Genomic DNA, 24,471 nt, shown 5'->3' with positions numbered 1-24,471 from the left:
TTAAGTCTCGAGATCGAGTAATTCACTGATCGAATCATAGACGCCATCGGCTAATAGTGGCGCTAGTTTGCCAAATAGGTTCTCAGCCACCTCCACTTGGTTATAGCCATGTTCGCGGAATAGAGCCAACAGACTACTGGTGATGCGTTTGTCGTAGTATTCCGGTGCATTGATATGGTGCAGCTTGGCTAAGCGCTGAGCGGCGGCTAAAGCTTGTTGTTCCAGCTCGCTACGAGTCAGGTGCGGTCGTTTTGCCAATAAAGCCGCCACAATGGCATAGCGATGTAAGCTTTCTTGGGCAATCTGCGCCAGTAGTAGCAAACGGCCACGACGGTGGCTGTCTATTTTAAAACACTCTCCGTTTTCACTGATTAACTTTAAAGCGACAAATTCAGCTAAATAACGCTCGCATAACTGGCTAATATCATCTACTTGATAGTGTAAAAACAGCTCTCCTTTAAGTAGCGGATAAAGTTGTTCGAGTAGGCTGACTAGTTGAGATCGGCCAATGCTGCGATGCTGTAATAACACGGCGGCAATAAAGGCTGGGATGATCAATAGGTGAATGATGTTATTGCGATAGAAGTTTAACAAAACCTGCTGCTTTTCATCCAAACCAATGATGCTGCCTAAATCGTCTTCCCGGATCTCAAATTTGTTCAAACTAATGGCTTGTTCCAATAGGGAATCTGCATCTAAGTCTGGCAATGTAACATGAGTGCTATAGGGCACATTACGGATCAGGCTGCTACAAAGGCTGATTTGTTTAGCTAGTTGATTACGCGGCAGAGCGCGATTTTCTGCAGCCAGTAAAATAATGGCACTTAAGCACAAACCGTTCACCGCTGCGGCACTGTTAATGTTTTCCATGAGTTGCTTAGACACTTGATTCACTGCCGGAACCAACCATTGCGGTTTCAAGCCCTCTTCATGGCTCTCTCGCCACTGTGGTGCAATTTGATTGAGTTGTTGATTGAGGTTAATTGGCTCACCAAAATTGACGTAACCATGGCCAAAATTACGCAGCTTGCTTAACATGCCAAATAGCGAAAGCAAGGATTCCTTATCTTTGGTTTTTCCCTTGAGTTCCTTGTAGTAAGTGCCTACTTCCATCACGTGTTCATAACCAAAATAAACCGGTACGATGGTGACCGGGCGCTCCAAACCACGCATCATGGCTTGTACGGTCATGGCGAGCATTCCGGTTTTTGGGGGTAATAAGCGACCCGTTCGACTGCGGCCTCCTTCGGTAAAGTATTCCACCGAGTAGCCGCGACTAAATAGTTGGCTAAGGTATTCACGAAATACGGTTGAATACAGTTTGTTGCCCTTAAAGCTGCGTCGAATAAAAAATGCGCCCGCTCGGCGGAAAAAGGGCCCCGCAGGCCAAAAGTTTAGATTTACCCCGGCGGCGATGTGTGGCGGCACCATGCCTTGGTGGTACAGCACATAGGAGAGCAGTAAATAGTCCATGTGGCTGCGATGACAAGGGGCATACACAATTTCATGACCCTCTTGTGCCAGCTGGCGAACCTTTTCGGCGTGGTTTACTTCGATTCCTGAATAGATCTTATTCCATACCCAACTTAGCACTGAATCAGCCATACGCAGGTTACGATAGGAAAAATCGGCGGCAATTTCTTCAAGATATCTGAGAGCCGTTTGTTTGGCTTCAGCTTGGCTTTTGTGGTTGTTTTTGGCTTCGTCGCTGATGGCGGCGCGAATGGTCGGCGAGGCGAGTAATTGTTCAAACATATGACGACGGATGGGCAACTTCGGACCAGTGGCAATCATCTGCATACGGCTAAAGTGGATCCGTGCCACTCTTGCCAGCTTGTGGCCAATTCTTTGGTCGGCACCATGGCGTTGTGCCATTTGTTTCAAGGAAACCGGGTGACTAAAGCGAACTAAATTCTCGCGACCTTTAAACACGACTTGCCAAGCTTTCTTGATTGGACCCGCGGGCCGCTTGGTTTTGCCACTCATTAAATCATCAACGCTTTCCCGACCAGGATAGCGATCCCAAAATAATTTTACAGGCATTAATTGCACATCGTGGTTTTGTTCACTGTGATGAGCGCGTAATGCCTGAGTGAATTGCTTGATAGTCGCTTCCGAGGTCTCGCCCTGTCGATCGCATAAAAAGGCCACTCGCTGATGAATTTCCCCTGCGAAACTGACTGGCGTCAAGGGATCTGGTAGCCCCAGTACTTTACAGGCGAGCTGCAAGGTGAGTACATCAGCTAAAGATGCGCTGGGGATCACATAAATGATCGGTTGGCTCAAGTCTAAAGAAAACTCGTCGATTGGATTTTCAGGAATAAATTTCCCGCGGGTAAAAAAGCGAATGCTTGAACGTAAAATCGCCAAAATTGGAGAGGGCAAGTGTAACATTTAAAAGAACTTATGTTGGTGAATGGATACACCTTGCAGGGTAGCAGACTTCTTAAAACTTGGCTGCAACTAGCTGTGAAATCTGTTGACCTAAGTCAAGTGTTTTGTGCGCTAGAGCTTTGTTTAAAAGCTCCGTATGATTGGCTTAATGCGGTCAGCAGCACTATTATGTGTAATGCTGTTAACATTTTATTAACTCGATATATCAGTCAAAGGATTGTCATGAGCGTTTCCCTTAGAATCATTGCTGTTTTTTTTCTCGCTGTCTTGCCAAATATGGTGCATGCGGCCTTTATTACGACGAAAGAGGCGCAGTTAGATGCCATCTATTCGCAAGCCAATTTTGGTAGCAAAATCATCGATATTCGTATCGGTACTGCCACCGAGCTGGTGTATCCTGAGTTTTTGGATATCACGGCTAGTAGCGAAGTGAACCAGTTATTTAGTTTGCACCAAGGCCCCGCCAATGTGGTGAACTTCTATTTCATTGATACGATTAGCGCCTGTGGCAGTTTCACCTCGGCAAGTATCGTTGGCTGCGGTGAATACCGAGGCAATGACTTTGTGGTTGAATCTACATTTGCTGCGGGTTGGAGTGGCGCCGAGCTGCTGGCGCACGAATTAGGGCATAACCTAGGTTTACCTCATCTTTCGGGTAATTACCTCATGAATCCAAGCTTGAATCGCTCTACCTTATTAACCCCAGCAGAAATCACAACTATTTTCTTAAGCCCTTTGGTGCAAAATGAAAATGATTATTATTGGATCGATATCAATCCGGTATTAATTGTGGCTGCCGCCACCACGGTGGATGAGCCCGCCAGCCTGCTATTATTTATGCTTGTCGGAGGCATGTTTTATCGGCTTCGTCGTCAGCGAATGAAGCCCTTAAAGTTAAGCGATGCGTTCTGTTGCAAGCAGGGCATCGCAGCATAGGGATTAAAATCGATTTATCGTTGTAGTTGTTGCTGCCAGAGCCGCTCGATACCACTGGGTCGAGTGGCTCCAAAAAAGGCACAACTTTGCTGTGTGGCTAGAGCCCACAACTGGTTTCCATAGTCATAATGCCACCACTCACTGGCTAAATTGCTAAAACCAGCGTTAGTCATCGCGTGGTAAAGTAAACGTCGGTTTTGCTGTGCCAACTGTAGCGCTTTACTTAAAGCTGGCCGTTCGAGTGCAGCGGTCCATGAGTCGTCACTGGCTTCGTCGAACAGAGTTCCCATGTTTAACAAACGACCATGTTGGTCACACAAGGTCACATCTACCGATCCGCCTGTTAGATGCGGACTTGGAGCCTTGGGATCGGTGCTGGGGGGCGATACTAGATTTCTCGCTTTATCATTGCATTGTTGCGGACTGAGTTCAGGATTCGCATGCTCCATCAAGTTCATTAGCGTATCAAATAAGTATTGTTGAACTGGAAATGGACGCCAAGCATCTAATATCACCAAATGAATACCAGTTGGGAGTAATTTCTCAGCTTCTATCAGACGTTCGAAGACTGAACCGCGAACAAAACACTCTGAAATTGCATGGCGAATTTGCATTTTATGATAGGCCGGATAAACCTTGATCGATGAAGACAAACTCATTGGCTCGAGTGGCTCGTTATTGTCACAAATTTGGATTTCTTGGAGCGCTTTCCAATCCGGTAGCGCTTGCTCTGGAATAGTTCTGGTAACGAAATGATTCATGAGATTACTTAAATAAACTGGGAAGGAAAAGAGTTAGCGACGGAATGAAAATTAACAGCAATAACACCATTAGCGCAATTAACACGAAGGGCCAAATGGATTTAAACATTTCATGTAAATCTAATTTGCTGACGGCTGCTGCAACATAAACGCAAGCACCCATGGGGGGGGTGATTAAAGCAATTGTAATATTCATGGTAATGATGATCCCCAAGTGGATCGGGTCAACCCCAGCTTGTAGTGCGATGGGAGTAAATACAGGCGTCAGTAGCATTAATGCCGAAACTTCTTCCATTAACATTCCCGTGATAAACGTGATTAAGCTAATCAGCAATAGTACCAATGTCGGGTTTTCAGCAAAGGGTTGTAATGCGCTGGCAAATTGATTGGGAACCTGCGCATAGGCGAGTAACCAGCTAACCACCGATGATGCGCCAATGATGATGAAAATAGCGCAGCTTAATATCACGGTCTCTTTTAAGGCCAGCATCGCCCCGCTGATCGTGAGTTGTCGGCTGATCAGGCCGATTAGCAGGGCATAAACCACAATCAAGACCCCGGATTCGGTCGGGGTGACAAAGCCAAATACAATGCTGGCTACTATGATCAGTGGGGCAATGAGGGCTGGGCCTGCAGCAACTAAGGCTTTAAGCACTCGGCTCACCGAAGGGCGCTGCGATGAAATACTTAAATTGGCTTTTTTGGCGTAAAAATAATTAATTACCAAAAACGCACATCCTAATAAAATGCCTGGAATCACTCCAGCCAAGAATAAATCACCCACCGAGGTATTGGTCACCGATGAATAAAGGATCATAAAGATACTGGGGGGAATGATCGGTCCGATTAAGGAGCTACCGGCAGTTAAACCTGCAGCATAAGCGGTTGAGTAGCCGTCTTTTTTCATTGCGGGGACTAACAGTGACCCGAGTGCAGAGGTATCTGCTACGGCCGAGCCATTGACGCCAGCAAAGAAAATGCTAGAGACCACATTTACATAGCCTAAACCGCCCCGTAAATGGCCGACTAAAGATTTAGCAAAATCCATCAACTTCGGCGTCAGACCTGCGGCATTCATTAAATTACCCGCGAGAATAAATAAGGGGATCGCCATTAAGGAGAACACATTAATACCGCTAAAAAACTGTTGGGGTAGCATGCGTGGCAATAAACTCAGGTCAACAAAGTAAAAGCCAGTAATCGCCGTCAATATCAGACTAATGAACAGCGGCAGACCCAGTAATACGTGGATCAAAAAAACCAATAACATGGCCACGAGCATCACGAGAGCGCTCCTTTATTTGGGTAGGGGCCACGAAGTAGCGCCAAAACAAAAAGTACGGCAAAACCAATTGGAAGGCTTAACGAAGGAATCGTCTTGCTAATGCCTAGGCCCATCGTATGAAAACGAGATAGAGAGATGGCATAGTGGGCGCTGGTGTAGCTAAAAAAGCCTGCAATCGTCAATATCAGTAACCACCGATACCAATGCAAAACTCGATTTAATTTTACGGGAAGATAGCGCTCAATGATGGAGACTCGCATGTGTTCATCTCTTAAGTACACTGCTCCTGCAGCCAGCATAACCGTTGCTATAATGACAAACCGTGAGAATTCATCGGTCCATATTGGCGCACTATTTAGCAGGTAACGTGCACAAACGCCGTAGAATAATGTGAGTAAATTTAAACTAAAAGCGATGACCGCAATGGCTAACATCAAGTTGGCGAAGCGTTCAAGAATAGCGTGTTTCATATTTATATCCGATATAGACGCCCTAAGGCGTCTCATCTACTGGGGAAGGGAGACCTTATTGGGCGTCTTTTAGGGCCATATCGATCCATTTTGTATCGATGTTTTGTTCTTTAAGCCAAGCTAAATAAGAGGGCTGACCAATTTCTTTAAATGCGGCCAGTTCTTGTGCGCTAGGACGATAGACTTGCATCCCCTTATCTGCCAAGAATTGAATTCGCTGTTCGACTTGTGATTCAACAGCTTCGCGGTTCATGCCATTGGCTTGGTTTACCGCTTCTTCTAAAGCTTTACGTTGCTTAGGGGTAAGGCTTTTGAGTAGTGCATCGTTGGCCACTAAGAACTGATCGGAGTATTGAATGTTGGCCAGTGTTAGGTACTGTTGTACTTCGAACAGACTCCCCAAAATGATATACATTGGTGGGTTCATTTGACCATCGGCAACGCCGGTACGTAAGCCCATATAGACTTCGGTCCATGGGATCGGTGTGCCAGAAGCGCCAAATGATTCGTATAATGCGACCTGGCTTTTGTCCATGGCTCGGAAGCGTAAGCCTTTGAAATCAGCAGGAGAGTGGATTGGACGTTTATTGTTGGTAAAGGCTAAGAACCCTCCTTCTTCAACGACGGCTAACAGGTGAGTATTGGTGCGCTTGTAAAATTCTTGTTGGGCGCTTTTCCAGTATTCACCTTGATCAAAAAACTGATGAGCCTGCTCGAAAGTGCCAAACATAAAAGGGATGGCGCTGACAAAGATTTCAGGGAACTGAGGTGAGATCCCGCCAAAAGAAGCAATGTTCAGGCTGGGGGTATTCATCACCTGTTCCATGCGTTCTTCTTCTTCGCCGAGCATACTATTGGGATAAAGCTTTAATTGAAGTTCTCCCTGGGTTTTGTCTGCGAGAATTTGTTTTAAGTTACTCGCAAATAGGTGTACTGCATTTTTGTCTGCATCGGGCGCACCGTTATAGCTTAAATTAATGGTTTGAGCAGACAGTACGCTGCTGAATAGAAGACCAATACCTAACGCGGCACTGGCTGACCACAAACGCTTTGTTACCGGAGTAGTTAAACTGCTAAACATGTCGATTCCTTTTTTCATATTGCAATTTATGGGTGTATAAGCACCTTATATGTTGTGTTGTTGATCAATCAATATCATTCGTGTTGCAAAAAACTCAACATATCTTGCGGCGCATCGTGATTAAGAAACTGAGTTGAGTTTTGTAAATGGGTGAGCAAGGCTTTTGCCGGTAAGGTAAGCTCACGCTCTTTTTTACTGAGTACCCGTGCTTTGGCTTGTGACAAAATATCGTGATTGGTCTCGACAACCGCAATAGTGCCCTCGTTGACTTCTGATTGAACGGTTAAGCGAGGCATAAAAGTGATCCCTGCCCCAGAAGAGACAAAGTTTTTTAACACCGCGACCGAGTTAGTTCGTAAACGAGGCACTAGAGAAATCCCGCCAGTCTCTTCAGCAATATTCACTAAGCGACCCATACCTGTAGATTGATCGATTAGGGCTAGGGGAAAGTTGACCACTTCACGAATGTCAATTTTGCGTTTGAGTTGACTTAAAGGGTGGTGGATTGGGGCAATAATATCTAAGGGGTGAATTGTTTCGATATGGCATAAAAAGCTGGGTTGATTCACCGAGGCATAAGTAACCGCAAAGTCGATTTGGTCGTCTTCTAGCAGTTGAATGGCCTCCTTGGCACCAGCCATTTGCACGCTCAGTTGAATTCCTGGATATTGATTGAGAAAGCTTTGTAGTGAGGTTGATATGAGGTCGGTGATAAAACCTTCGCCAATGGCGAGCCTTACCTCGCCAGCGCGTAAGCCGAGTAAGTCATGAATTTTGGAGATAGTGACGGCCTCGCTGGCTTGCATTCTTCTAAAGTAGTGCAGTAGCTCTTGGCCAGAAGGGGTAATTAAATTGTTGTTATTGGCACGATCCCAAATACTGACACCGAGTTTCTCTTCTTGTTGGCTGAGTGCTCGGCTAATCGCCGACGGATCAACATTGAGTTTGACAGCTGCCTTTCGCAGCGAACCGTAGCGCTCGATTGCATTTAAAAATTCAAGTGCTCTAGGGTTTAGTTGTTTCATCGCGGTACTTTCTTCTTTGAGTGATGTTGTTTTGCGTATCGATTGAGCCATTCTATTTTCTGTGGCCATGTTGTTTGGCGCATCAGCATATGGTTTTGCCATCTCACCATACACCGCTTTAATAAGTGATTAAAATCATTAAAAGTGAGATCGCTAAATCATGGTTCTGCTTACTTGAGCAGCCAAAGGGGACGGGTAAGCTGGTAAAGCAAGTGCTGGTGGAGGGTGAGAAGGTATCAGTGAGGCGAGCCTGTTTATCGATACCATGAATGGTTTGGTTGACCAAGTAAGATAAACAGGACTGTTCGGTGTTTAATCAGATATGAACAAAACGCTGCAAAAACGGCACTCAAAGTAAGGCATGGTCGCGAGGTGATTCATTCACTACATCCCATAACGAAATGTTTCACCAAGCTCTAGCATCTCTCGATGCACCGGAGCGAGCGCTTGGGCGTATGCCGCAAGTAGTTGCATGCTATATTGGCTACGCTGGTGCAACTGAGCATCTTCACAACATAAATCAGACTTAAATAGCGTTTCGCAGTTGCGAAATATTAGCTGGTCCGGCAAAAAGCAAACATGATTATTTTTGTTACCGGTCATGCGAAGTTCACTAATTGGGTAAACACCATTGATACTGGCGGATACACTGGCGAGCAGTGCAGGTTTATGGGCTAGCTCTTGGTCGCTACATAATAGTAAAAAATTCTTGAGTGCGGGCGTTGCCATGCCATGCCACTCTGGCGTGATGAAAATAAAAGCATCGGCCTGTTTCAGGGATTCGGCAATGGGTCGCCAAGCTTGCCATTCTTCACTACCACTCCAAAAGCCTTCATTCCAAAACGGCAAGTTGAGCTGATGTAAATCGAAAACACTGGCCTGTTCAAAATGACTGAGGCTTAGTTTTTCCAGGTAATTAGCCACCTTTAAACTGTATGAGTTAGCACGTTGGCTACCAGAAATAATACAAATTTTCATTGTTACTCCTTACATATTTGAGATTGAAACTTGAGAGGATTTGCTTGGCGAGGTGCACGAGGCGTCGCCAATACAATGGATAACAAAATCGCGAATGCGCCAACCAGCTGTGGCCAGCTTAGCGTTTGGTCGAGCAGTAAGTAACCTAGAAAACAGGCCGATACACTACTTAAAAAACCGATAAATGACAGCGTTACCGTTGGCAGTTTTTCAATCCCACGAAACCAAAGTGAGTAAGCGATCATGGCACCGAATAAACTTAGATAGCTATAGCCTAGATAATTGTTCGTCGAGAGTTGGCTGGGAAAACCTTCTTGCCAAAGCGCGATAGGGAATAACATTAAACCGCCAAATAAGAGTTGCCAGCCAGTGAATCCAAGCATGGTCATACCGCTGGGGCGCCCCCATTTCTTGGTCATCACCACGCCTAAAGCCATGCTGATGGTGCCAAGAGTCGCCACCAAAATGCCAGCCAAATTAAGCTGAGCCTGGTTATTGAGAACGAGTAGTGCGACCCCGCCAATGGCTAATCCGCAAGCAAAAAGTTGCGCCGATGAGATCCGGTTGCCTAATAGCAAGCAACTTAAACCAATCACCAATAGTGGCTGAATTGACATCACCAAAGCCGCCATACCACCGGGTAAATAAGTCGCGGCAAAAAATAGGCAATAGAAAAATAGACCAATATTTAACAAGCCGAGGCTGGCAATGCGCCACCACCAGCCCGTCTTAGGCCAGGCTCGGCTAAACAGTACTAACAAAATGCCAGCGGGAAGTGCCCGCAGAGAGGCTGCAATCAGTGGGCTGTGCGGGGGAAGTAACTCTGTGGTCACAATATAGGTACTGCCCCAAATAATGGGTGCTATGGCGGATAAAATAATATTCTTCAGTGATTGACTGGGGCTCATGATGGACCTCGATAAGCAATAATATGATTAATTATCTTCCTTGGAAGATACTTTCTTAAAAGTAATGGATGCCGTTGATTTAATCAAGTATCTTTTACAAAAGATTTTTACCAGAGAGATAAATATGCCGGAAGACAAAGTTGATAAGATCCTCGCTCAATGGCGAGTGGCGAGACCTGATTTAGATTGTTCGGTCATGGGAGTGGTGGGACGCTTAGGTAGAACTCACGGTCAGTGGCGACACCAGCTAGACCAGATATTTAACCAGTATGGATTAAGCAATATTGAGTTCGATATTATGGCAACGATGCGCCGCAGTGGCGAAGCCGTGACGCCGACTCAGCTTTATCAAACGCTGATGATCTCGTCTGGTGCGGTAAGCAAACGTATTGAAGAGCTGGTGCAACGTAACTTGGTGCAGCGGATTGCCAGTGAGCAGGATCGACGTAGTTGCAAGGTGAGACTCACTGAACAGGGCCAAGTCTTGCTCGACCAAGCACTTAACGCTCATGTTGCCAATATGAACAAAATGCTGAGTCCGCTGGATCCAAAAGAGCAACAACAACTCGCTGGTTTACTTAAAAAGCTACTGCTCTCAGAGGGTTTATAAGCAGCCTGAACAACGCTTAAAAACGGTGCCGGCTTGTGGTCAACGCTCCGTTTTATTTTCAGCATAGTGAAGTGCGATACTTTGGTTTTTCGATTTTGCTTAGCTAAAACGCTGAGCAATAAATTTGGCGGCTTTCGCTGCACCCTCGTTAGAAATGCTATGTAGGGTGTCGGGTTCGTATTGGGTTTCTACTTTGTAGCCTAAGTCGCTTAAGCGTTGTGCGGCAATTTGGCTTTCGGAGCAGGCGATTACCGGATCTTTTTGCCCATGGATCAGCAATACAGCTTGCTCTTGGCTCTTAGAATAAGGCTCGGGGGAAGATAATCGGCCAGAAAAGGCCACCACGCCAGCAATTGGTAGGCGGGAACTTACCAGTAAATCCAAGGCCATAATTGATCCTTGAGAGAATCCAGCAAGGATGATTTGGTCATGTTGTGGATCTAGTTGATGTTCTTCTAGTACGGCTTGAATGCTCAGATCGAAGCTTTTTCGTGCTTGGGTAATCCGTAATGGACGGGTTTCGTCACTGATCCCTGTCACACTAAACCATTGGTAGCCAGGGCCCTGGTCAAAAGGAAAGGGAGCATTGGGAGCAATGACTAGGGTATTGGGTAGGCTTTCGGTCCAATAATTGACCAGGCCTTGCAGGTTTTCGCCGCTGCTGCCGACGCCATGTAACATGATAACTGCTTGTTTACTCATCTGCTGACACACCTTGAATGAAATAATGGTGTTTAGCTTAAACTATCTTCTCCTTGATGATTAGTCTTCAAAAATGGGAGTGATTATTAACGCTATGGCGATAATCTTTCGCGAATTTGGCTTGGTCGCTAGAAGTGGGAGCAGTATTTTAAGACTCTTTGGCCTTCGCTTGTTTTACTTGGGGTGAGGCCTATCCATCGAACGCTAGAGATTGGAGGCTAACGGTCTCTGGCAATTCGATGAACAGGTCTCATTTATTTCGCCTTAGAGCCTTGTTATATTGACGCCCTTCAGCGTTAAAGCGTGCCTTTCTAAGTGGAATGAGTATCACTAGAACTTATTTATTCGGTTTGTTTTCGTTGCCGTCGTACCAATCAAGGTATTGACTCGCACCCACCTGACCCGATTCGACTAAGGCTTTTTTCTTCTCATCGGATAGATCAAAATCGGTGGTGCTAACACCTAGGGTGTCGATGTACACGGTGCGAGCCCAATCATCACTATGTAAGTGCGCATTTTGCTGTGCTTCTAATATGGTATGGATCAGTGCCCAGCTATAATCGAAGAAATTATCGATTTTTTGCTGACTAGGCGCCGCGTGATCGCGAAATACCGCAATCTCTTGTTTTGAATCGAGCCTGAAGCCAAGAGTTTCCCGGTTATACACATAGTTAGAGATAGGCCGTTGCAGGGTGGTGATTTGTGAATTGATTGATTTGTAGTAATCGGGTTCATGGTAGTTGTGGTTTACATATTTCTGGCGATCAAACAGCTTGATGGGGTAGTTGTCGAGTACTCCGCCATCTACATAAACATCGCCACGGATACTACGCTTAGCGGCAAAAAATAGTGGGATCGACATCGAAATCCTCGCTGCATCGGCAACGCAGATCCTTGGCGTATGCTGTGCTGAGAATACTTCAGAAAACGATGTTGATAGGTTGGTTCCCATAAAGTACATAGATTTGAAGCCTTTACTGTCTTTCATCGCTTCAATATCTGCGAAAGTGCTCTCGCTATTGCCAGTTTTTTGTTTAATCAATTGGCCTATCCAATTGCGAAAGAAGTCGCCTTTATACCAACCAAATTGCTCTATTAAACGTTCGGTATCTCGAACCATGCCCCAGGAATCATCCATAAAATTGTTAAAATCTAAAGACCACAGGACCTGCTTCATTTCTTCGTTGGTGTAACCCAAGCCCACCAGCACCGCATTGATTGCTCCGGCAGACGTTCCGCCTACCCGCTGAATATCTTGAATAATGGCTCTCTCTGAAAACACTTCGAGTGCGCCAAGGTAGGCGATGCCCTTCACACCACCTCCTTCAAAAACGAAGTTTTTAAAGTGATAGTTCATGCTGTTATCTCCCGATGGTTGATGCCATTAAATATCTTGCTGTTTAGGGCGATACCCCAAGCACGGTTAGGGTCTAATTAAATCCCAATCCTTGGCCCCTATTGGTGTTCTTGCATGGGGGCGAGTGTGTACATTCAGTAGAGGGTTCGTCCTCCTAAAAGCCTAGCTATTAATGAGCTATTTGCCATTAAAGAATGGCGTGAAGTGACAACTATCTTTATACAGCTGCAGAGGGGGCGGATGTTTACGGTTGATGAAGGACGTAACATAGCTTTTAATTGTCTGATAAGTAGTGATTTTATGTTAAAGTTAGAATGCTTATTTGAGATGGTTAGTGGAGAGTTGTCAGACAAATTTGCTGTCAACAATGGATTTATACATTGTCAGATGTTTTGAAGCGCATATAAAATTGGAGGCAATCGAGTGAACAAAGAACAGGCGCAGCAGCATATAGAATCGTGTTTGCAAGAAAGTGATTCATTCATTGGTTTCTTTCAAGCCATAGAGCCACCAAAGATCTGGTTGTTCTTTTTGATTGGTCCCTTGGCTGTATTTAGCATGAAAAGCTATTTTTTAGCCGTGACCGAAGCGGGTATCTATTTTCATAAGTTGAGTCTACTCGGAAAGTTTAATGGCTATGACTTCTTTACCTACGACGACATTGAGAATGTAAAAATTGGAAAGGGTCTACTGCAGCGGCCCATTAAATTCAAATTTAAAAATAACCGAAAAATTACCGTGAAGGCTCAGTTAAAAGGCGTCGAAAAAATTGCCAAAATAACGCCCGAGGTACAGCAGTATATCGAAGGGAATATCCCCGTAATATCATGATTTTATTTCTTGTATCCTGCCTTATTTATGGGGGTGGATTAGTGGCGCTAAAACCATCGCCGAATAGCTTGAAAGCGAAGCCCATATCCTACAGGGAACATTTTGGCCTTGTTTGGGCGGCGATGTTTTCAGGCCTATTATTGATGTTGGTATTTCTGGTGACAAGCGATTTTGGTTTTATCACGGTTAACGACAATCTTTATCGCTTACTCTCACTTAATAACGATTTTCAACACAATAAAATTTGGCCGATACAAGCGATGACTCACTTGTTGATCCACGCTGATCTTTTACATCTTTTTTCAAATGTGCTTGGCTTGGGCGTTGCTTCTGTCTACCAAAGAAGGGTGGGGGCTAGACGATTTTTTGCCGTGTTATGTGTGGCAAGCGTGGCGTCTATTCCATCGATTTTATTCTTTTCCGAACCCGTTTCAGTATGTGGAATATCTGGCGGGATATTTGGTTTGGCTGCGGCATATTTTACTGATGAAGATGGCTTAAGTTTTAAGGAGTGGGGGAGTGCAATATTGCTATTTGTATTTCTGATGGCGTTGTTTTCTCTGCAATCAACATTTTACCGTCATTCCAGTGTGAGCTTGGATTTGAACATTGACCATCTAGGACATGCGATGGGGGCTATGGGTGCGATTATCTATTGTCGGTTAAAGCCAAGAGCAATGGGTAAGCAAGCCGAGAGCGGTTAAATGGAAAGCCGCTAAAAATGTGCTTAGTCTTATTTTTGGTGAATGTTTTACACGATTGAACGGCCAACTTTATTTTAAGATGCAAAAATTACGGTTGGCATGATCCGGTATCTCCTCTGGTGTTTGGCGATGTATAACTATTCGTCAGCTTTTGACAGCAGCTTCTCGATATTTTCTAAACGCATGTCACTTGACTGCCAGATTTTTTCGCAGAATTGTGCTGCTTACCGCAGATGACTATCAAAAAAGCCAATCACAAGTTCTTCAGCACCATAATTAATATAAGCGTGTTTTTGCCAAATGGCTTGAAAGTGCGAGGCTTAAAAATTGCTGAGTGTTGATGGCACCGAGTGTGCGTTTAAACTGCTATAGTGGCTAATCAGGACGTACACAATAATGGATGAATAATGGGTAGAGAGCTATTTGTAAGCGTACCGCGTTTAACCATGATGTTGGCGTTGTTGGGTTTATTCAGTTGCTCAGTCTCCCAGCGAGAAGCGGCAGACCAAAGCTTAATCAATGCGGACTTTAAGATCGAGTTAAGCCAATACCAACATAGTCCCTATAAACAGGTAGAAGCACAATTTACTACTGAGCAAAATTTACAATTGGTGTTTCGAGTCTTGTCTGATCTGCAGCGCACCGCTCAATGGTTCGAACACTTACAAGCAATTGAAACCTTGGAAATATATTCCAATCAACAGTTTTTGTTACGCACCATCATCAAAAGTCCTTGGCCGCTTACGGATCGAGAACTCATTACCTGTGTTGCCACCAACTTTGAACCGAAGCGCATTCAAATCCGGGTGAGCGCTTGTTCAGACCGTTACCCGCCGAATCCTCAGTGGGTTCGAGTGAGCGCAACCAAGGCCACTTGGACCTTACTGCAACAAGCATCGGGTGCAGTGTTGGTAAATTATAAGGCTTGGCTCGATCCCAATGGCAATGTTCCGGCGTTATTTTATAACCAACAACTGATTGCTTCAACGACTGCTTCTCTGCATCAACTAATCAAGCTGATCGAAAGCTCTTCATTACAGCAGTATGCCTATTGAGGGCTTGTTATTATTGTGTGTCGGAGTCATGTTGAGTTTGCTTTAATGGTGAAAGTTTCTGATATATAACATATTTTTATCAAGTTAGGCGAGTCTCTTCTTTTAGTTATAAAGAACACTCACTGCTATTGATTAAAAAGATACTAGGGTGCAGAATAGAGCGTACACTAGCAAAGTAGTATTAATTAAACATCATACTTGAAGTGATATCATTGTTTGTGATTGAAAGTATTTTCATTGAATTTGAAGTGCATACCATCTGTTCAGTTTTGTTCGTGGCTGTATAGGTTAATCATTAACAAGGTGAATTATGACTAAATTAATTTCAATAGCCAACTTGCCATATAATTTATCTGCCAGTAGAGCAGCTCAGCTATCAGTTCTATCAGAAATTATTGGAATTAAAAAGGAACTTCTTAAAAGAGGAGGGCAGCTGGAAATTGACTCTATCTGTGCAACAATTTTATATCGACATTTGACTCAGAAGCAACGAGTCGATGCGATGGTTTTAATTAGGTCACTCTCTAGTCCCATTTTAAAAAGTAAGTTAATCACAAAAGCTCTGGATGCTACATATTTAAATCCGCAATGGGGGATATGGTCGATGACTAATGATGAATTACAAGCAGATAAAGACTTTCATGAATTCATTTGCTAGTTACATTGGACTTAGTGCCTCAGGATTAGGCGTCAAAGAGTTAATTGATAGTGCGAGAAGTAACCAAAAGTTGGCTAAAGGTGGAATTGTAATGTTAGTCATTTGGGGGACAGTTGCATTTAATAAATCTGAGTTAAATAAAGTCAGAAAAGAAATTAATAATAGAACTGTAATGCTTACTTCGGAACTATATTGATGGTCATTAGAATTATCGTAAACATATTAATTGCATTGTTAGTATTTTGGTATTGGAGTAATAGTGAACCCTCGAAAAAGGATGGGTTATTTTACGTCTTTTTTATAAGTTCGCAAATTGGGATTTTCTTTGCCTATGAGAAAATTGCTAAGCTTAAGGATCAACTTAAAGAACAATCTTCTGTAGAGCCCGTGAGCACAAAAGATACGAAATGAAGGTGATAGTCTGAAGGCTTGCCGTGGATAAGTATCGAAGCACGCAAGTCTCATTAGGTTGTCGTTGCTCAGGCCAACAGAGAATAAACAAGAATAAAAGACATCCATCCCAATTGATCCCAACTGGTATTCAGTCATTAGTTGCCTGAACTGTCAGTAGTGTTTTCTTGGAGTTATTGCCATGCCTCGGTCAAGACAGTCGCTTTTGGGAAGGCCGCTTTAAATCGTAAGCATTACTCGATGAAGCAGTACTTGCTAGTTAGAATGTCTGTCAAAATACTCCTAATTAAGCGGTCGTTGTCTATTGGGCTAGTATTGTATAATTTGGCATACTTGTTATGTATAAGAGTAAAAAATAAGAATGAAAATCCACCACTTGAGAAGCGCAACCTTTGTCATTGAGTCTGGTGAATATCATATATTGGTTGATCCTATGCTCGGTGAAAAAGGTTCATTGCCGCCATTTTCGGTATTCCGATTCAAAGCCCAAAACAATCCAACCGTAGATTTACCTTCAAATGCCAAGATTATTCTAAAGAAAGTAACTCATGCATTAATCACTCATAGTCAAACGTTCGGTTTTAAGCCACTGCAACACGTTGATCATTTAGATCGAAAAGGTGAGGGTTTCTTAGTCGAGAAATCGGTTCCTGTAACCACGATTAATAAAGATAAAGCTTATTTGGAAAAGTATGGAATGACGGTATCTAATGGCTTGTTGCCTTGGCAGCCTACGGCATATTTAGGTGGGGAAATTACGGCAATTCCCGCTCAACACGGGCATGGTTGGATTAATAAAGTAATGGCTAACGGTTGTGGCTTTTTCCTAGCATTACCTAATGAACCAAGCATTTATATTAGTGGCGATACGGTCTTAACCGCAGATGTCAAAAAAGCCTTGAGAGATCTGAAACCAGATATCACTGTGGTGGCGGCTGGTCAGGCTCAAATGGATGTTGGTCAGCCACTGTTGATGTCGAAGGATGAAGTTCTGGAGTTTATTCGTTTATCACCTAGTAAAGTTATCGCAAACCATATGGAAGCATTAAATCACTGCTCAATAGATAGAAATGTACTGAGACGTACTCTAGATTTTGAAGGGCTAACTGACAAGGTGATCATCCCAGAAGATGGAGCAACGCTGACGGTTAAAGTTTAAGTAGTAGAATGCATTTAAATTGGACCTGTTTGAGTTATTACATCAGCTGGTGTGACGGTGAGGAAAACTAAAGCATCCATCTTAGCGAATAGGTTTAAAGTGGCTGAATCGCAAATTTTATTTGAATCAAGTGTTAAGTTGCTATACGCTTAGGGTATGAACAAAGAATCAATGTTATTTTTAAATGGTAAGTTTCAGTCTTTAATGAAGCTTGCTCAGCAGATGGAAAAGGCGCCAAGAAAGTTTGGTACCGACGAAATACTTTCGAACTCAGAGATCCACTTAATAGAGATTATCGGTGATCATCGGGACTTAAGTGTCACAGACATTGCTAACGCATTGGGGATAACAAAAGGCGCGGTTTCTCAAGCTCTAAAAAAACTGGAGAAGAAAGGTTTTACCGAGAAAAGCCCTGCTCCAGACAATCTTTCGAGAGCCATTGTTCGATTAACGAGTAAAGGGGAAATTGCTTTTGTTGCTCATAAAGAGTGGCATGAAAAGATGGATGGCGGGTTTGCTAACTACATACAAGAATTAGATAAAGAGGATATTAAAGTGATTTCTGAGTTTCTCGAAAGAACGGAAGATTTCCTCATTCGCAGGGTTAACTCTCCGGAGTAACCCTTTTTTTAAGTAATGTGTATACCAGCTAAACACTTAAAGGAAAAAAGATGAACTTGTTAAGAAATGAGCTACATATTTGTAATCACAGGCACTCTTTTGCACTCGATAATGTGGCTCGCCGCTTATTTCAATCACCCAAAAAGATAACATCAGATTATATTCGACCAGGGAATACTGTTATAGATATTGGGTGTGGCCCAGGTTTTTTTACAATTCCAATGGCGGAACTCGTTGGAGAGACTGGTCAAGTTATTGCGGTGGATCTACAACCTCAAATGCTCGCTAAACTAAAGAAAAAGCTGGATGGCTCTATTTTGAATGAACGTGTTGAACTGCATCAGTGTGAACCATCAAGTCTGGCACTTAAATCTGAAGTTAAAGCGGATTTTGTTCTAGCTTATTACATGGTTCATGAGGTTCCCAACCAGAGAAGTCTTTTTGAAGAGGTCGCCAATACACTTAGCGATGATGGCCAATTTCTAATAGTAGAGCCATTTTTTCATGTCAAAAAGTCAGCTTTTATGCAATATCTATCGATTGCGGAAGATGTAGGTTTGAAGGCAATTGAGTCTCCTCGAAAAAAGGGCGGGATGAGTGTGTTACTCACGAAATAGATGAATTTGAAGGAGGCTTGGTTTAGAGCATCACTTTGCCAGCGTGGTTGGGGCTGGGCATTCACTAGAGCGCTATAAGCGTGGGCACAATCAACAACGAATTAAAAGCATGGCAGCTGCCAAGCGCTGGCTGTCTCGATAATTTGTTAGTAATTCGTTAGCGCTTTTTCCAGTTTACGTTTAGATAGTAGTTTAGCTATTTTTTCGGGTTCTTCAGGGTAACCATATCTAGCCAGTTTACCTACCTCAGGGTCATTACATAGCTCAAAGTCTTTTACCCATGCATCAATACTTACGGAACTTATTAATAAGGTAAATGGTGGACAAGCTTGATAACCTTTTTCTTCAGCTTGAGATTCTAGACGGGATTTTTCTAGTGACTGGCCAGGGAAAATAAATAGGAAACCAATAATCACGACTATAGTAAGAACTTTTACTGATTGGTGCTTAGCTCTTAGACTTTCGTTTGAACGTTTTAGGCAAATATATTGCCAAAGCATGAACAGTGCTCCTGATAAAGTAACGATAGAGCTACCAATAAAGCCGCTGTATTTAGCATCGAGATAAATTACTTGGTAATTATTTATGATTTGATGGTTAAAAAAATTGAGCATGTTGGTGCTGAAAAGCATAACGATAGATATGAGACAAATAGCGAAACAAAATAATGAACTAGTTAATGCTGTTCGAGGGGAGTGCTTTATCATTGTTTATCCTAAAAGAATTTATAAGCAGAATAATTCATTTCATTTATAGTTTTCATAGTATTTATTTTTTGTTCCAAATGTTGTATATCTTTTTCGGCTGACGCTTCGACAGCTTGATTGAGGCTGGCCGTTATTTTTTCTTTAATTTGAAGTCTATTCTCAGTTGCGTTTAAAGTACTTTGCACAATGAATACGACCGCTAGACCAATTGCAATTGGAATAATGACTACTTGGGTTGATATGAATGCCGCTCCGATTAAAACACCTGCACAAGCAGCTATCGATGCTTTTAGTACGTCAGAAGAGACATCCACGATCCAGTTCGTCATTACATAATCTTTTTGGAGAACGAGCTCCAAAGTGTGATGTGATACCGAAAATAAGATGGTTAATAGTACTCCCCCACGAGCTGATGCTTTTAGTCCTTGCAGACCGATACCCAAGGTTAGTATTTTTGTATTAGTAGATAAGTAGCGGGTGCCCTTAATCACCGTTCTTAGTTTGTGATTGCCTTTAAAGCTGATGTAGCTCTTAGCGCCATTTTTAGTGATTTCGTATTTACCTAATATGCTACCACCTCGACGCAGATCTAAGGCCAAAATACCCATAGTCTTCATATCAATAATTTGTCCACCAAACTGGTTCACTAAGTTTGTTGAGGACACGAATAAATTTTGTGCTAGTTCAGGTAAACCTAAAGCTTCCAATTGTTGACTTATTGCACTTTGAGAAAATCCTCGGCTCTTTTGTTTAGCGACCCATAGTGAGAAAAGCTCTGGTCCATGAAGTATGTACAAATCAATTTCACTCATTTCTGAGGTTTTCAATTTTGTTAGACATTTATCTCTAGTTTGCTTTTTGCGTAGTGATAAGCACTGAAATTTATTTTTAACCATGGAACTTACCCTTTCTTAATATTGATAAAATTATAGTTAGTGGTTGTAGCAAAGTAAATAACAGAGAGAATAAAAGACATCCATCCCAATTGATCCAACTGGTATTTAGTCATTGGTTACCTAAACTATCAATAGTGGTTCTTGGAGTTATTGCAATGCCTCGGTCAAGACTGTCGCTTTGGGAAGGCTGCTTTAAATCTCAAGCGCTTTTAGATGAAGCCGCCCTTGCCGCATGTATGGTCTATGTGGATTTAAACCCGGTTCGCTCAAATATGGCGAGCACGCCTGAAACCTCGGACCACACCAGTATCAAACAGCGCATTCAGCAAGCCAAACAAGGTCAGCAACCCAAGCCGCTAATGCCTTTTGTCGGCAATCCCATAGAAATTATGCCCAAAGGTTTACCCTTTGAGCTACAAGATTATCTGCAATTGGTAGAGCTCACCGGCCGCGTCATCAGAGAAGATAAACGCGGTTATATCGATAATGCACACGCGCCTATTCTGCAACGACTACAAATCGATGAGGAAAGCTGGTTAGCTTTGAGCAATGGTTTAGAGCATCACTTTGCCAGCGTGGTTGGGGCTGGGCATTCACTAGAGCGCTATAAGCATGGGCTAAAGGCATGGCAGCTGCCAAGCGCTGGCTGGATGTAGGTTAATAAACTACGGCTTCATGTATTCTCGACTGAGTAGGTATTTAGCGTATCTCGAATCACTAAGTCTTTCGCCCTCATGAATCGCTTCGCATTGACTAAAGCCCCAATATTTAGCGTTTTTAAGAACAAGTTGGCTCTTCAACGTTGATTTGAGCTGATGACATCGACGGATGCTCATTGGATAGTTAGAATGGCTGTCTAAATACTCCTGAAAGCACTCATATCATGCTTTATGCAAGAAATGCATAGCAGTTTTAAAGTGGCTGTCCCGATAATTTTGTCCCTTCAATCCGAGTTAGTTGAGCCAAAAATTATAATTGATTAGCAATATGCTCATTACCAAATCTATATTGACAAAATCACATAGCGGTCCCAATATGATTGCGATACGCAACTATATTGAGGTGTTAGTAATGAACGTCAACCAACTAAGACACTATTCTCGTCACGCAGTACGTTTATTAGGCATGCTAGATAAACAGTGTGGCGATGTCCCTCTTACTCCAGTTCAAGCCCATGCGCTGGGAGAAATAGGGTTAACTCAAATCACCATAAGTCAACTTGCTGAAAATCTGAATGTCAATAAGTCAAACGCTAGTCGCACAGTATCAGCACTTATTAAGCTTAATTTAGTAAAATGTTTAGATAATCCTAGAGATAAACGTAGTCATCTAATTGATATAACAGAGCAAGGTAGCCAAGCGCTCTTACAATTAGATCGACAGCAAAATGCATTTTTCGAGCAATTGTTATTTTCTTTAGATAAACAAGAACAACAGCAAGTGAAATTAGGTTTTGAAATTTACCTCAAAGGACTGACGAGAATATGCGGGTTAAATAATTTTGTCATACGCCCCCTCTGTAAAGCAGATAATTCAGAAGTCGCAGAGTTGATTCGAAATGTGTCCGAGGAGTATGGCCTTACCGCCGACAAAGGTTATAGTGTCTCTGACCCAACTCTAGATGATTTATATTCAGTGTACGACCAAGAAGGCGCTTCATACTGGGTAATTGAACATAATAACAAAATCGTTGGTGGTGGGGGATTTTCACCACTGTCCGGCGAAAAATATGTCTGTGAGTTGCAAAAAATGTACTTTTTACCACAAACACGAGGACACGGTTTAGCTAAGAAACTTGTCGCACTTATCCTTAAACAAGCGAGAGAGCAAGGTTATCAAGAGTGTTATTTGGAGACGACCGAATGCTTAAAAGAGGCTATTAAATTGTATGAAAAACTAGGTTTTGAATACTTAGATGGCCCACGAGGGACTACTGGGCATGATGCATGTGAAGTAATCATGCAAAAAATAATATAAGTGTTATTGAACTGCTTCTATTCCCAAAAGAGCCAATGCATAAATTTTCGTCTTAACTACATGAAGCTAATTTGTTATGTCAAAATCGCCATGCTCAGAAATATCCTAACTCTATCAAAATGCTACCTGTTTAAACGGCGGCATTGGTAAGGCCTAACAATCCTAGGCATTTACTAGATTCTTGAAAGATTGTTGCTTCCATCCATAAATCGAAATTGTTCAGAAGCGTGTTATAGCGAAACACGCTTTTGCCCCAATACGTGTTTCAACACCTAAACAAGCCAAACTAAATTTCGTATTTTCAGAAAATTTTTCTCATCACTAGCGATAAGCTTAATGAGTATTTCAACATCTATATTGACTCCCTTGTTACTAGCCTGATAGCATCACATTCTTATTGAGTCTCTAGTCAATTCTTATCAGGTAAGCAAGCAAGGAACCGCATGTTTAAGGCAGTAAAATCGATGGCGTATTTGGGGGGCTATCATGCACCCAAACGCTAATCCTTTCGAGGGATCTAAGTTTAACCGAACGCTGTTAGTTGATGCTTTTGGTCAGTCTTATATGTTTCTACCAAGGCTTGCAGCCCACACGGAAAACCAAGGGGAGCAGGTTAATCACTGCATCGATATTTATTGGGCGCAGTCCTTACTACAAAAGCATAGCCCTATGTGGGGTTATCAGTTCAACTTAAACAAACTTTACTTTCAAGTGTCTGGCGATTACATGGCTAGCCACAAAAGTGAGCAGCAAAAAATTGACTGGCTAAGTAATGGTATTGTGAGCGGAGAGGTTAAGGTGCTCAAAGGGGCAAACTTTGCGCCGCCACCGCCCTCTAGTATGGAAGGTAGTATTCCGGTTGCTACCTTGTCCGAAAAAGTCGTTACTCGAAAAACGCCTACTCTAGAACCGTTAGGTCAAGGTGGCAGAAACGAGCAGCAAATTGCTGAGCCAGCCGGTACAAAGGAAATTAAACAGGCGAAATCGGATCAGCCCAGAGGTACACAAGCTAAGTCCCCCGATGATGGAAAGGTCAGGTCTTTTTCCGAAGCAGAAAAACGCTTGGAAAAGGCTCGGGGAGATATTAAAAAACGTATGGATGCTGGTGAGCCCGCTTACAAGCCTAAGTATAGTGATGATGAGCTAGTAAAAATGGCGAATTCAGGAGCAACGGCTAATGATCGGTTCTTAGTTAGTATTCAGCCAAAGAATAGAGCGTCTGACGCTCCGTTATCATATCAGCGTGAAAGCGGATTAGTACCCACTTGGACGACCTCTTTTGATCAACTCGAAGCTGCCGATTCAGACCCTGAATTAATCTATAAAGTACTTGGTAACGGCTCATGGTATGACCCGAATAAAGATTATGTAATGCATATTATTGATCGAGGTGAACATCTAGATCTCTTTGGTCAAAATACAGTGGTACCAACATGGGACAATATGGACGGCGTTGTTACCAACCATGTGGAAGGTCATGATAAAGATGTACTTTTAAGTACAATGAATTCGGCTTATCAAGCTGAGTATGCAGATAAAATGAAAGGATTTTGGGAAGTCGGTGGCAAGGAGTTTAACCCTAAGCAAATTAATGAATACGCTTCAAGTATGCCACTTGATGAGGCTGATAAATTTTTAGCTCGGCATGAAGTAAGAACGGAAATAGGGGCAAACGCAGAGTTTACAGGAAATGGATTAACTGCAAATACAGCGAATGGAGGAGGAAGCTTTGGTGTTGTAGAAACTTTAAGTATAGAGAAAGACTTACCTTCTTTGACTGAACTACAGTCTTCTAAATCAGGTCGTTCCCCCATAGTGAAATCTGTCAATCTAAGCCCAATCGAGTAAGTTTATGATGAAAAAAATACCGATATTAGACCCTTTATACCTCCCTAAAAATTCTAGGGTTTTATTCGAAATAGATTACCCTATGTTTGAAAATGAAACACACAAACTTATACAGTATGAAGACTATATAGTCTTCTGGTCGAAATATAAAAGCCTTTTCACCAAAGAGAATAAAATATCTCAAATAGAGTTTCCTTTTGAATCAATAGCTTGGTTCACTGAGACTATAGAGGACAATTACTGGGGAAATGAAGGAGATAAAAGTTCTAATTCAGAGAACAGAATGTTTAGCGGTGAGAGTATAGGTATTAGCTCAATGATGCACTGCTGTTCAGAAAACTTACCAGGCTATAACTTTTGGAATAAATCAAGGGTTGATCACGTATCAAATCGATCTCCACAAAGTTGGTTAATACCTCGATATATGCTTAAAGAAGGGCTTTTAGAGAAATTAAAGCGTATTTCCTGAATACAGTTAAT

Annotated in this window: 25 protein-coding genes and 1 pseudogene; 14 read left to right on the top strand and 12 right to left on the bottom strand. The window is 42.8% G+C overall.

The features are described from left to right. On the bottom strand, window positions 1-2,394 hold the full coding sequence (plsB, locus tag ACRRSY_RS20525; protein ID WP_432455714.1) for a glycerol-3-phosphate 1-O-acyltransferase PlsB: 2,394 nt from the start codon (window positions 2,392-2,394) through the stop codon (window positions 1-3). 222 nt (window positions 2,395-2,616) lie between these two features. On the opposite strand from plsB, the gene ACRRSY_RS20520 reads away from it, so the two are divergent. Then, entirely contained in the window at window positions 2,617-3,330 is a 714-nt protein-coding gene (locus ACRRSY_RS20520) for a PEP-CTERM sorting domain-containing protein (RefSeq protein ID WP_432463916.1), read from the top strand. A 14-nt stretch (window positions 3,331-3,344) separates the two neighbouring features. Here the strand turns inward: ACRRSY_RS20520 and ACRRSY_RS20515 are convergent, their stop codons facing one another. From ACRRSY_RS20515 to ACRRSY_RS20485, 7 genes are all read right to left on the bottom strand, one after another. Further along, window positions 3,345-4,091 (bottom strand): M15 family metallopeptidase, encoded by a 747-nt coding sequence (locus tag ACRRSY_RS20515; RefSeq protein WP_432463915.1) that lies wholly within the window; start codon window positions 4,089-4,091, stop codon window positions 3,345-3,347. Between the two features lie 4 nt (window positions 4,092-4,095). Next, on the bottom strand, window positions 4,096-5,373 hold the full coding sequence (locus ACRRSY_RS20510; RefSeq protein WP_432456131.1) for a TRAP transporter large permease: 1,278 nt from the start codon (window positions 5,371-5,373) through the stop codon (window positions 4,096-4,098). Next, the gene (locus ACRRSY_RS20505) at window positions 5,373-5,846 is read right to left on the bottom strand and encodes a TRAP transporter small permease (protein WP_432455717.1); all 474 of its coding nucleotides are present in this window, start codon (window positions 5,844-5,846) and stop codon (window positions 5,373-5,375) included. The genes ACRRSY_RS20510 and ACRRSY_RS20505 overlap by 1 nt, the downstream gene beginning before the upstream one ends. 55 nt (window positions 5,847-5,901) lie before the next feature. Next, the gene (locus ACRRSY_RS20500; protein ID WP_432463914.1) at window positions 5,902-6,927 is read right to left on the bottom strand and encodes a TRAP transporter substrate-binding protein DctP; all 1,026 of its coding nucleotides are present in this window, start codon (window positions 6,925-6,927) and stop codon (window positions 5,902-5,904) included. A gap of 74 nt (window positions 6,928-7,001) precedes the next feature. Beyond that, a complete protein-coding gene (locus tag ACRRSY_RS20495) occupies window positions 7,002-8,003 on the bottom strand; it encodes a LysR family transcriptional regulator (RefSeq protein WP_439033335.1) in 1,002 nt (333 codons plus the stop codon). 333 nt (window positions 8,004-8,336) lie between these two features. Continuing rightward, window positions 8,337-8,930, bottom strand: coding sequence for an NADPH-dependent FMN reductase (locus tag ACRRSY_RS20490; protein WP_432460297.1), 594 nt, complete (start codon window positions 8,928-8,930; stop codon window positions 8,337-8,339). A 2-nt stretch (window positions 8,931-8,932) separates the two neighbouring features. After that, window positions 8,933-9,838, bottom strand: coding sequence for a DMT family transporter (locus ACRRSY_RS20485; RefSeq protein ID WP_432455721.1), 906 nt, complete (start codon window positions 9,836-9,838; stop codon window positions 8,933-8,935). 124 nt (window positions 9,839-9,962) lie between these two features. Here ACRRSY_RS20485 and ACRRSY_RS20480 point away from each other — a divergent pair, with 124 nt between their 5' ends. After that, window positions 9,963-10,448: a MarR family winged helix-turn-helix transcriptional regulator gene (locus ACRRSY_RS20480; protein WP_432455722.1), complete on the top strand. Its 486-nt coding sequence runs from the start codon at window positions 9,963-9,965 to the stop codon at window positions 10,446-10,448. A gap of 99 nt (window positions 10,449-10,547) precedes the next feature. Here the strand turns inward: ACRRSY_RS20480 and ACRRSY_RS20475 are convergent, their stop codons facing one another. Both ACRRSY_RS20475 and ACRRSY_RS20470 read right to left on the bottom strand, forming a co-directional pair. Then, window positions 10,548-11,150 (bottom strand): alpha/beta hydrolase, encoded by a 603-nt coding sequence (locus tag ACRRSY_RS20475; RefSeq protein ID WP_432455723.1) that lies wholly within the window; start codon window positions 11,148-11,150, stop codon window positions 10,548-10,550. Between the two features lie 337 nt (window positions 11,151-11,487). After that, window positions 11,488-12,507 carry a patatin-like phospholipase family protein gene (locus ACRRSY_RS20470; RefSeq protein ID WP_432463912.1) on the bottom strand — a complete coding sequence of 340 codons (1,020 nt, stop codon included), beginning with the start codon at window positions 12,505-12,507 and terminating at the stop codon, window positions 11,488-11,490. Between the two features lie 423 nt (window positions 12,508-12,930). On the opposite strand from ACRRSY_RS20470, the gene ACRRSY_RS20465 reads away from it, so the two are divergent. The 8 genes from ACRRSY_RS20465 to ACRRSY_RS20430 all read left to right on the top strand — a co-directional run bounded on the left by ACRRSY_RS20465 (window position 12,931) and on the right by ACRRSY_RS20430 (window position 18,563). Continuing rightward, a complete protein-coding gene (locus tag ACRRSY_RS20465; protein ID WP_432455725.1) occupies window positions 12,931-13,338 on the top strand; it encodes a PH domain-containing protein in 408 nt (135 codons plus the stop codon). 122 nt (window positions 13,339-13,460) lie between these two features. After that, window positions 13,461-14,042 (top strand): rhomboid family intramembrane serine protease, encoded by a 582-nt coding sequence (locus tag ACRRSY_RS20460; protein WP_432460295.1) that lies wholly within the window; start codon window positions 13,461-13,463, stop codon window positions 14,040-14,042. 407 nt (window positions 14,043-14,449) lie between these two features. Further along, window positions 14,450-15,097, top strand: a complete 648-nt coding sequence (locus ACRRSY_RS20455) for an START domain-containing protein (protein ID WP_432463911.1) — start codon at window positions 14,450-14,452, stop codon at window positions 15,095-15,097. 310 nt (window positions 15,098-15,407) lie between these two features. Next, entirely contained in the window at window positions 15,408-15,755 is a 348-nt protein-coding gene (locus ACRRSY_RS20450) for a hypothetical protein (protein ID WP_432463910.1), read from the top strand. After that, a complete protein-coding gene (locus ACRRSY_RS20445; protein ID WP_432463909.1) occupies window positions 15,739-15,951 on the top strand; it encodes a hypothetical protein in 213 nt (70 codons plus the stop codon). Before ACRRSY_RS20450 ends, ACRRSY_RS20445 begins: the two co-directional genes overlap by 17 nt. A 576-nt stretch (window positions 15,952-16,527) precedes the next feature. Beyond that, window positions 16,528-17,325 (top strand): MBL fold metallo-hydrolase, encoded by a 798-nt coding sequence (locus ACRRSY_RS20440; RefSeq protein ID WP_432463908.1) that lies wholly within the window; start codon window positions 16,528-16,530, stop codon window positions 17,323-17,325. 156 nt (window positions 17,326-17,481) lie between these two features. After that, window positions 17,482-17,946, top strand: a complete 465-nt coding sequence (locus ACRRSY_RS20435; protein ID WP_432463907.1) for a MarR family winged helix-turn-helix transcriptional regulator — start codon at window positions 17,482-17,484, stop codon at window positions 17,944-17,946. Between the two features lie 50 nt (window positions 17,947-17,996). Continuing rightward, on the top strand, window positions 17,997-18,563 hold the full coding sequence (locus tag ACRRSY_RS20430; RefSeq protein ID WP_432455732.1) for a class I SAM-dependent methyltransferase: 567 nt from the start codon (window positions 17,997-17,999) through the stop codon (window positions 18,561-18,563). Between the two features lie 146 nt (window positions 18,564-18,709). Here the strand turns inward: ACRRSY_RS20430 and ACRRSY_RS20425 are convergent, their stop codons facing one another. Both ACRRSY_RS20425 and ACRRSY_RS20420 read right to left on the bottom strand, forming a co-directional pair. Further along, a complete protein-coding gene (locus ACRRSY_RS20425) occupies window positions 18,710-19,270 on the bottom strand; it encodes a hypothetical protein (protein WP_432463906.1) in 561 nt (186 codons plus the stop codon). Window positions 19,271-19,278: 8 nt separating this feature from the next. Beyond that, window positions 19,279-20,166, bottom strand: a complete 888-nt coding sequence (locus tag ACRRSY_RS20420) for a hypothetical protein (protein WP_432463905.1) — start codon at window positions 20,164-20,166, stop codon at window positions 19,279-19,281. Window positions 20,167-20,345: 179 nt separating this feature from the next. Between ACRRSY_RS20420 and ACRRSY_RS20415 the strand changes: the two are divergent. The 4 genes and pseudogenes from ACRRSY_RS20415 to ACRRSY_RS20400 form a co-directional block, all read left to right on the top strand. Beyond that, window positions 20,346-20,822 (top strand): annotated as a pseudogene (locus ACRRSY_RS20415) (transposase); the annotation flags it as partial. A gap of 415 nt (window positions 20,823-21,237) precedes the next feature. Further along, window positions 21,238-22,143 carry a bifunctional helix-turn-helix transcriptional regulator/GNAT family N-acetyltransferase gene (locus ACRRSY_RS20410; RefSeq protein ID WP_432455737.1) on the top strand — a complete coding sequence of 302 codons (906 nt, stop codon included), beginning with the start codon at window positions 21,238-21,240 and terminating at the stop codon, window positions 22,141-22,143. A gap of 486 nt (window positions 22,144-22,629) precedes the next feature. Beyond that, window positions 22,630-23,991 carry a hypothetical protein gene (locus tag ACRRSY_RS20405; protein WP_432463904.1) on the top strand — a complete coding sequence of 454 codons (1,362 nt, stop codon included), beginning with the start codon at window positions 22,630-22,632 and terminating at the stop codon, window positions 23,989-23,991. A 4-nt stretch (window positions 23,992-23,995) separates the two neighbouring features. After that, the gene (locus tag ACRRSY_RS20400) at window positions 23,996-24,460 is read left to right on the top strand and encodes a hypothetical protein (RefSeq protein ID WP_432463903.1); all 465 of its coding nucleotides are present in this window, start codon (window positions 23,996-23,998) and stop codon (window positions 24,458-24,460) included. Window positions 24,461-24,471: the final 11 nt, after the last annotated feature.

The sequence above is a fragment of the Agarivorans sp. QJM3NY_33 genome (assembly GCF_050870865.2).
Lineage (GTDB): Bacteria > Pseudomonadota > Gammaproteobacteria > Enterobacterales > Celerinatantimonadaceae > Agarivorans.
Note: the sequence above shows the minus strand (reverse complement) of the source record. Positions and strands in the feature narration are given on the sequence as shown.

What these genes read in the sequence shown, in the direction of transcription:
- ACRRSY_RS20440 (WP_432463908.1), top strand. Translation starts at nt 16,528, where the DNA reads ATGAAAATCCACCACTTGAGAAGCGCAACCTTTGTCATTGAGTCTGGT.
- ACRRSY_RS20495 (WP_439033335.1), bottom strand. Translation starts at nt 8,003, where the DNA reads ATGGCTCAATCGATACGCAAAACAACATCACTCAAAGAAGAAAGTACC.
- ACRRSY_RS20485 (WP_432455721.1), bottom strand. Translation starts at nt 9,838, where the DNA reads ATGAGCCCCAGTCAATCACTGAAGAATATTATTTTATCCGCCATAGCA.
- ACRRSY_RS20430 (WP_432455732.1), top strand. Translation starts at nt 17,997, where the DNA reads ATGAACTTGTTAAGAAATGAGCTACATATTTGTAATCACAGGCACTCT.
- ACRRSY_RS20520 (WP_432463916.1), top strand. Translation starts at nt 2,617, where the DNA reads ATGAGCGTTTCCCTTAGAATCATTGCTGTTTTTTTTCTCGCTGTCTTG.
- ACRRSY_RS20470 (WP_432463912.1), bottom strand. Translation starts at nt 12,507, where the DNA reads ATGAACTATCACTTTAAAAACTTCGTTTTTGAAGGAGGTGGTGTGAAG.
- ACRRSY_RS20475 (WP_432455723.1), bottom strand. Translation starts at nt 11,150, where the DNA reads ATGAGTAAACAAGCAGTTATCATGTTACATGGCGTCGGCAGCAGCGGC.
- ACRRSY_RS20405 (WP_432463904.1), top strand. Translation starts at nt 22,630, where the DNA reads ATGCACCCAAACGCTAATCCTTTCGAGGGATCTAAGTTTAACCGAACG.
- ACRRSY_RS20400 (WP_432463903.1), top strand. Translation starts at nt 23,996, where the DNA reads ATGATGAAAAAAATACCGATATTAGACCCTTTATACCTCCCTAAAAAT.
- ACRRSY_RS20505 (WP_432455717.1), bottom strand. Translation starts at nt 5,846, where the DNA reads ATGAAACACGCTATTCTTGAACGCTTCGCCAACTTGATGTTAGCCATT.
- ACRRSY_RS20455 (WP_432463911.1), top strand. Translation starts at nt 14,450, where the DNA reads ATGGGTAGAGAGCTATTTGTAAGCGTACCGCGTTTAACCATGATGTTG.
- ACRRSY_RS20490 (WP_432460297.1), bottom strand. Translation starts at nt 8,930, where the DNA reads ATGAAAATTTGTATTATTTCTGGTAGCCAACGTGCTAACTCATACAGT.
- ACRRSY_RS20510 (WP_432456131.1), bottom strand. Translation starts at nt 5,373, where the DNA reads ATGCTCGTGGCCATGTTATTGGTTTTTTTGATCCACGTATTACTGGGT.
- ACRRSY_RS20450 (WP_432463910.1), top strand. Translation starts at nt 15,408, where the DNA reads ATGACTAAATTAATTTCAATAGCCAACTTGCCATATAATTTATCTGCC.
- ACRRSY_RS20500 (WP_432463914.1), bottom strand. Translation starts at nt 6,927, where the DNA reads ATGTTTAGCAGTTTAACTACTCCGGTAACAAAGCGTTTGTGGTCAGCC.
- ACRRSY_RS20420 (WP_432463905.1), bottom strand. Translation starts at nt 20,166, where the DNA reads ATGGTTAAAAATAAATTTCAGTGCTTATCACTACGCAAAAAGCAAACT.
- ACRRSY_RS20480 (WP_432455722.1), top strand. Translation starts at nt 9,963, where the DNA reads ATGCCGGAAGACAAAGTTGATAAGATCCTCGCTCAATGGCGAGTGGCG.
- ACRRSY_RS20515 (WP_432463915.1), bottom strand. Translation starts at nt 4,091, where the DNA reads ATGAATCATTTCGTTACCAGAACTATTCCAGAGCAAGCGCTACCGGAT.
- ACRRSY_RS20460 (WP_432460295.1), top strand. Translation starts at nt 13,461, where the DNA reads ATGTTTTCAGGCCTATTATTGATGTTGGTATTTCTGGTGACAAGCGAT.
- ACRRSY_RS20445 (WP_432463909.1), top strand. Translation starts at nt 15,739, where the DNA reads ATGAATTCATTTGCTAGTTACATTGGACTTAGTGCCTCAGGATTAGGC.
- ACRRSY_RS20410 (WP_432455737.1), top strand. Translation starts at nt 21,238, where the DNA reads ATGAACGTCAACCAACTAAGACACTATTCTCGTCACGCAGTACGTTTA.
- ACRRSY_RS20425 (WP_432463906.1), bottom strand. Translation starts at nt 19,270, where the DNA reads ATGATAAAGCACTCCCCTCGAACAGCATTAACTAGTTCATTATTTTGT.
- ACRRSY_RS20435 (WP_432463907.1), top strand. Translation starts at nt 17,482, where the DNA reads ATGAACAAAGAATCAATGTTATTTTTAAATGGTAAGTTTCAGTCTTTA.
- plsB (WP_432455714.1), bottom strand. Translation starts at nt 2,394, where the DNA reads ATGTTACACTTGCCCTCTCCAATTTTGGCGATTTTACGTTCAAGCATT.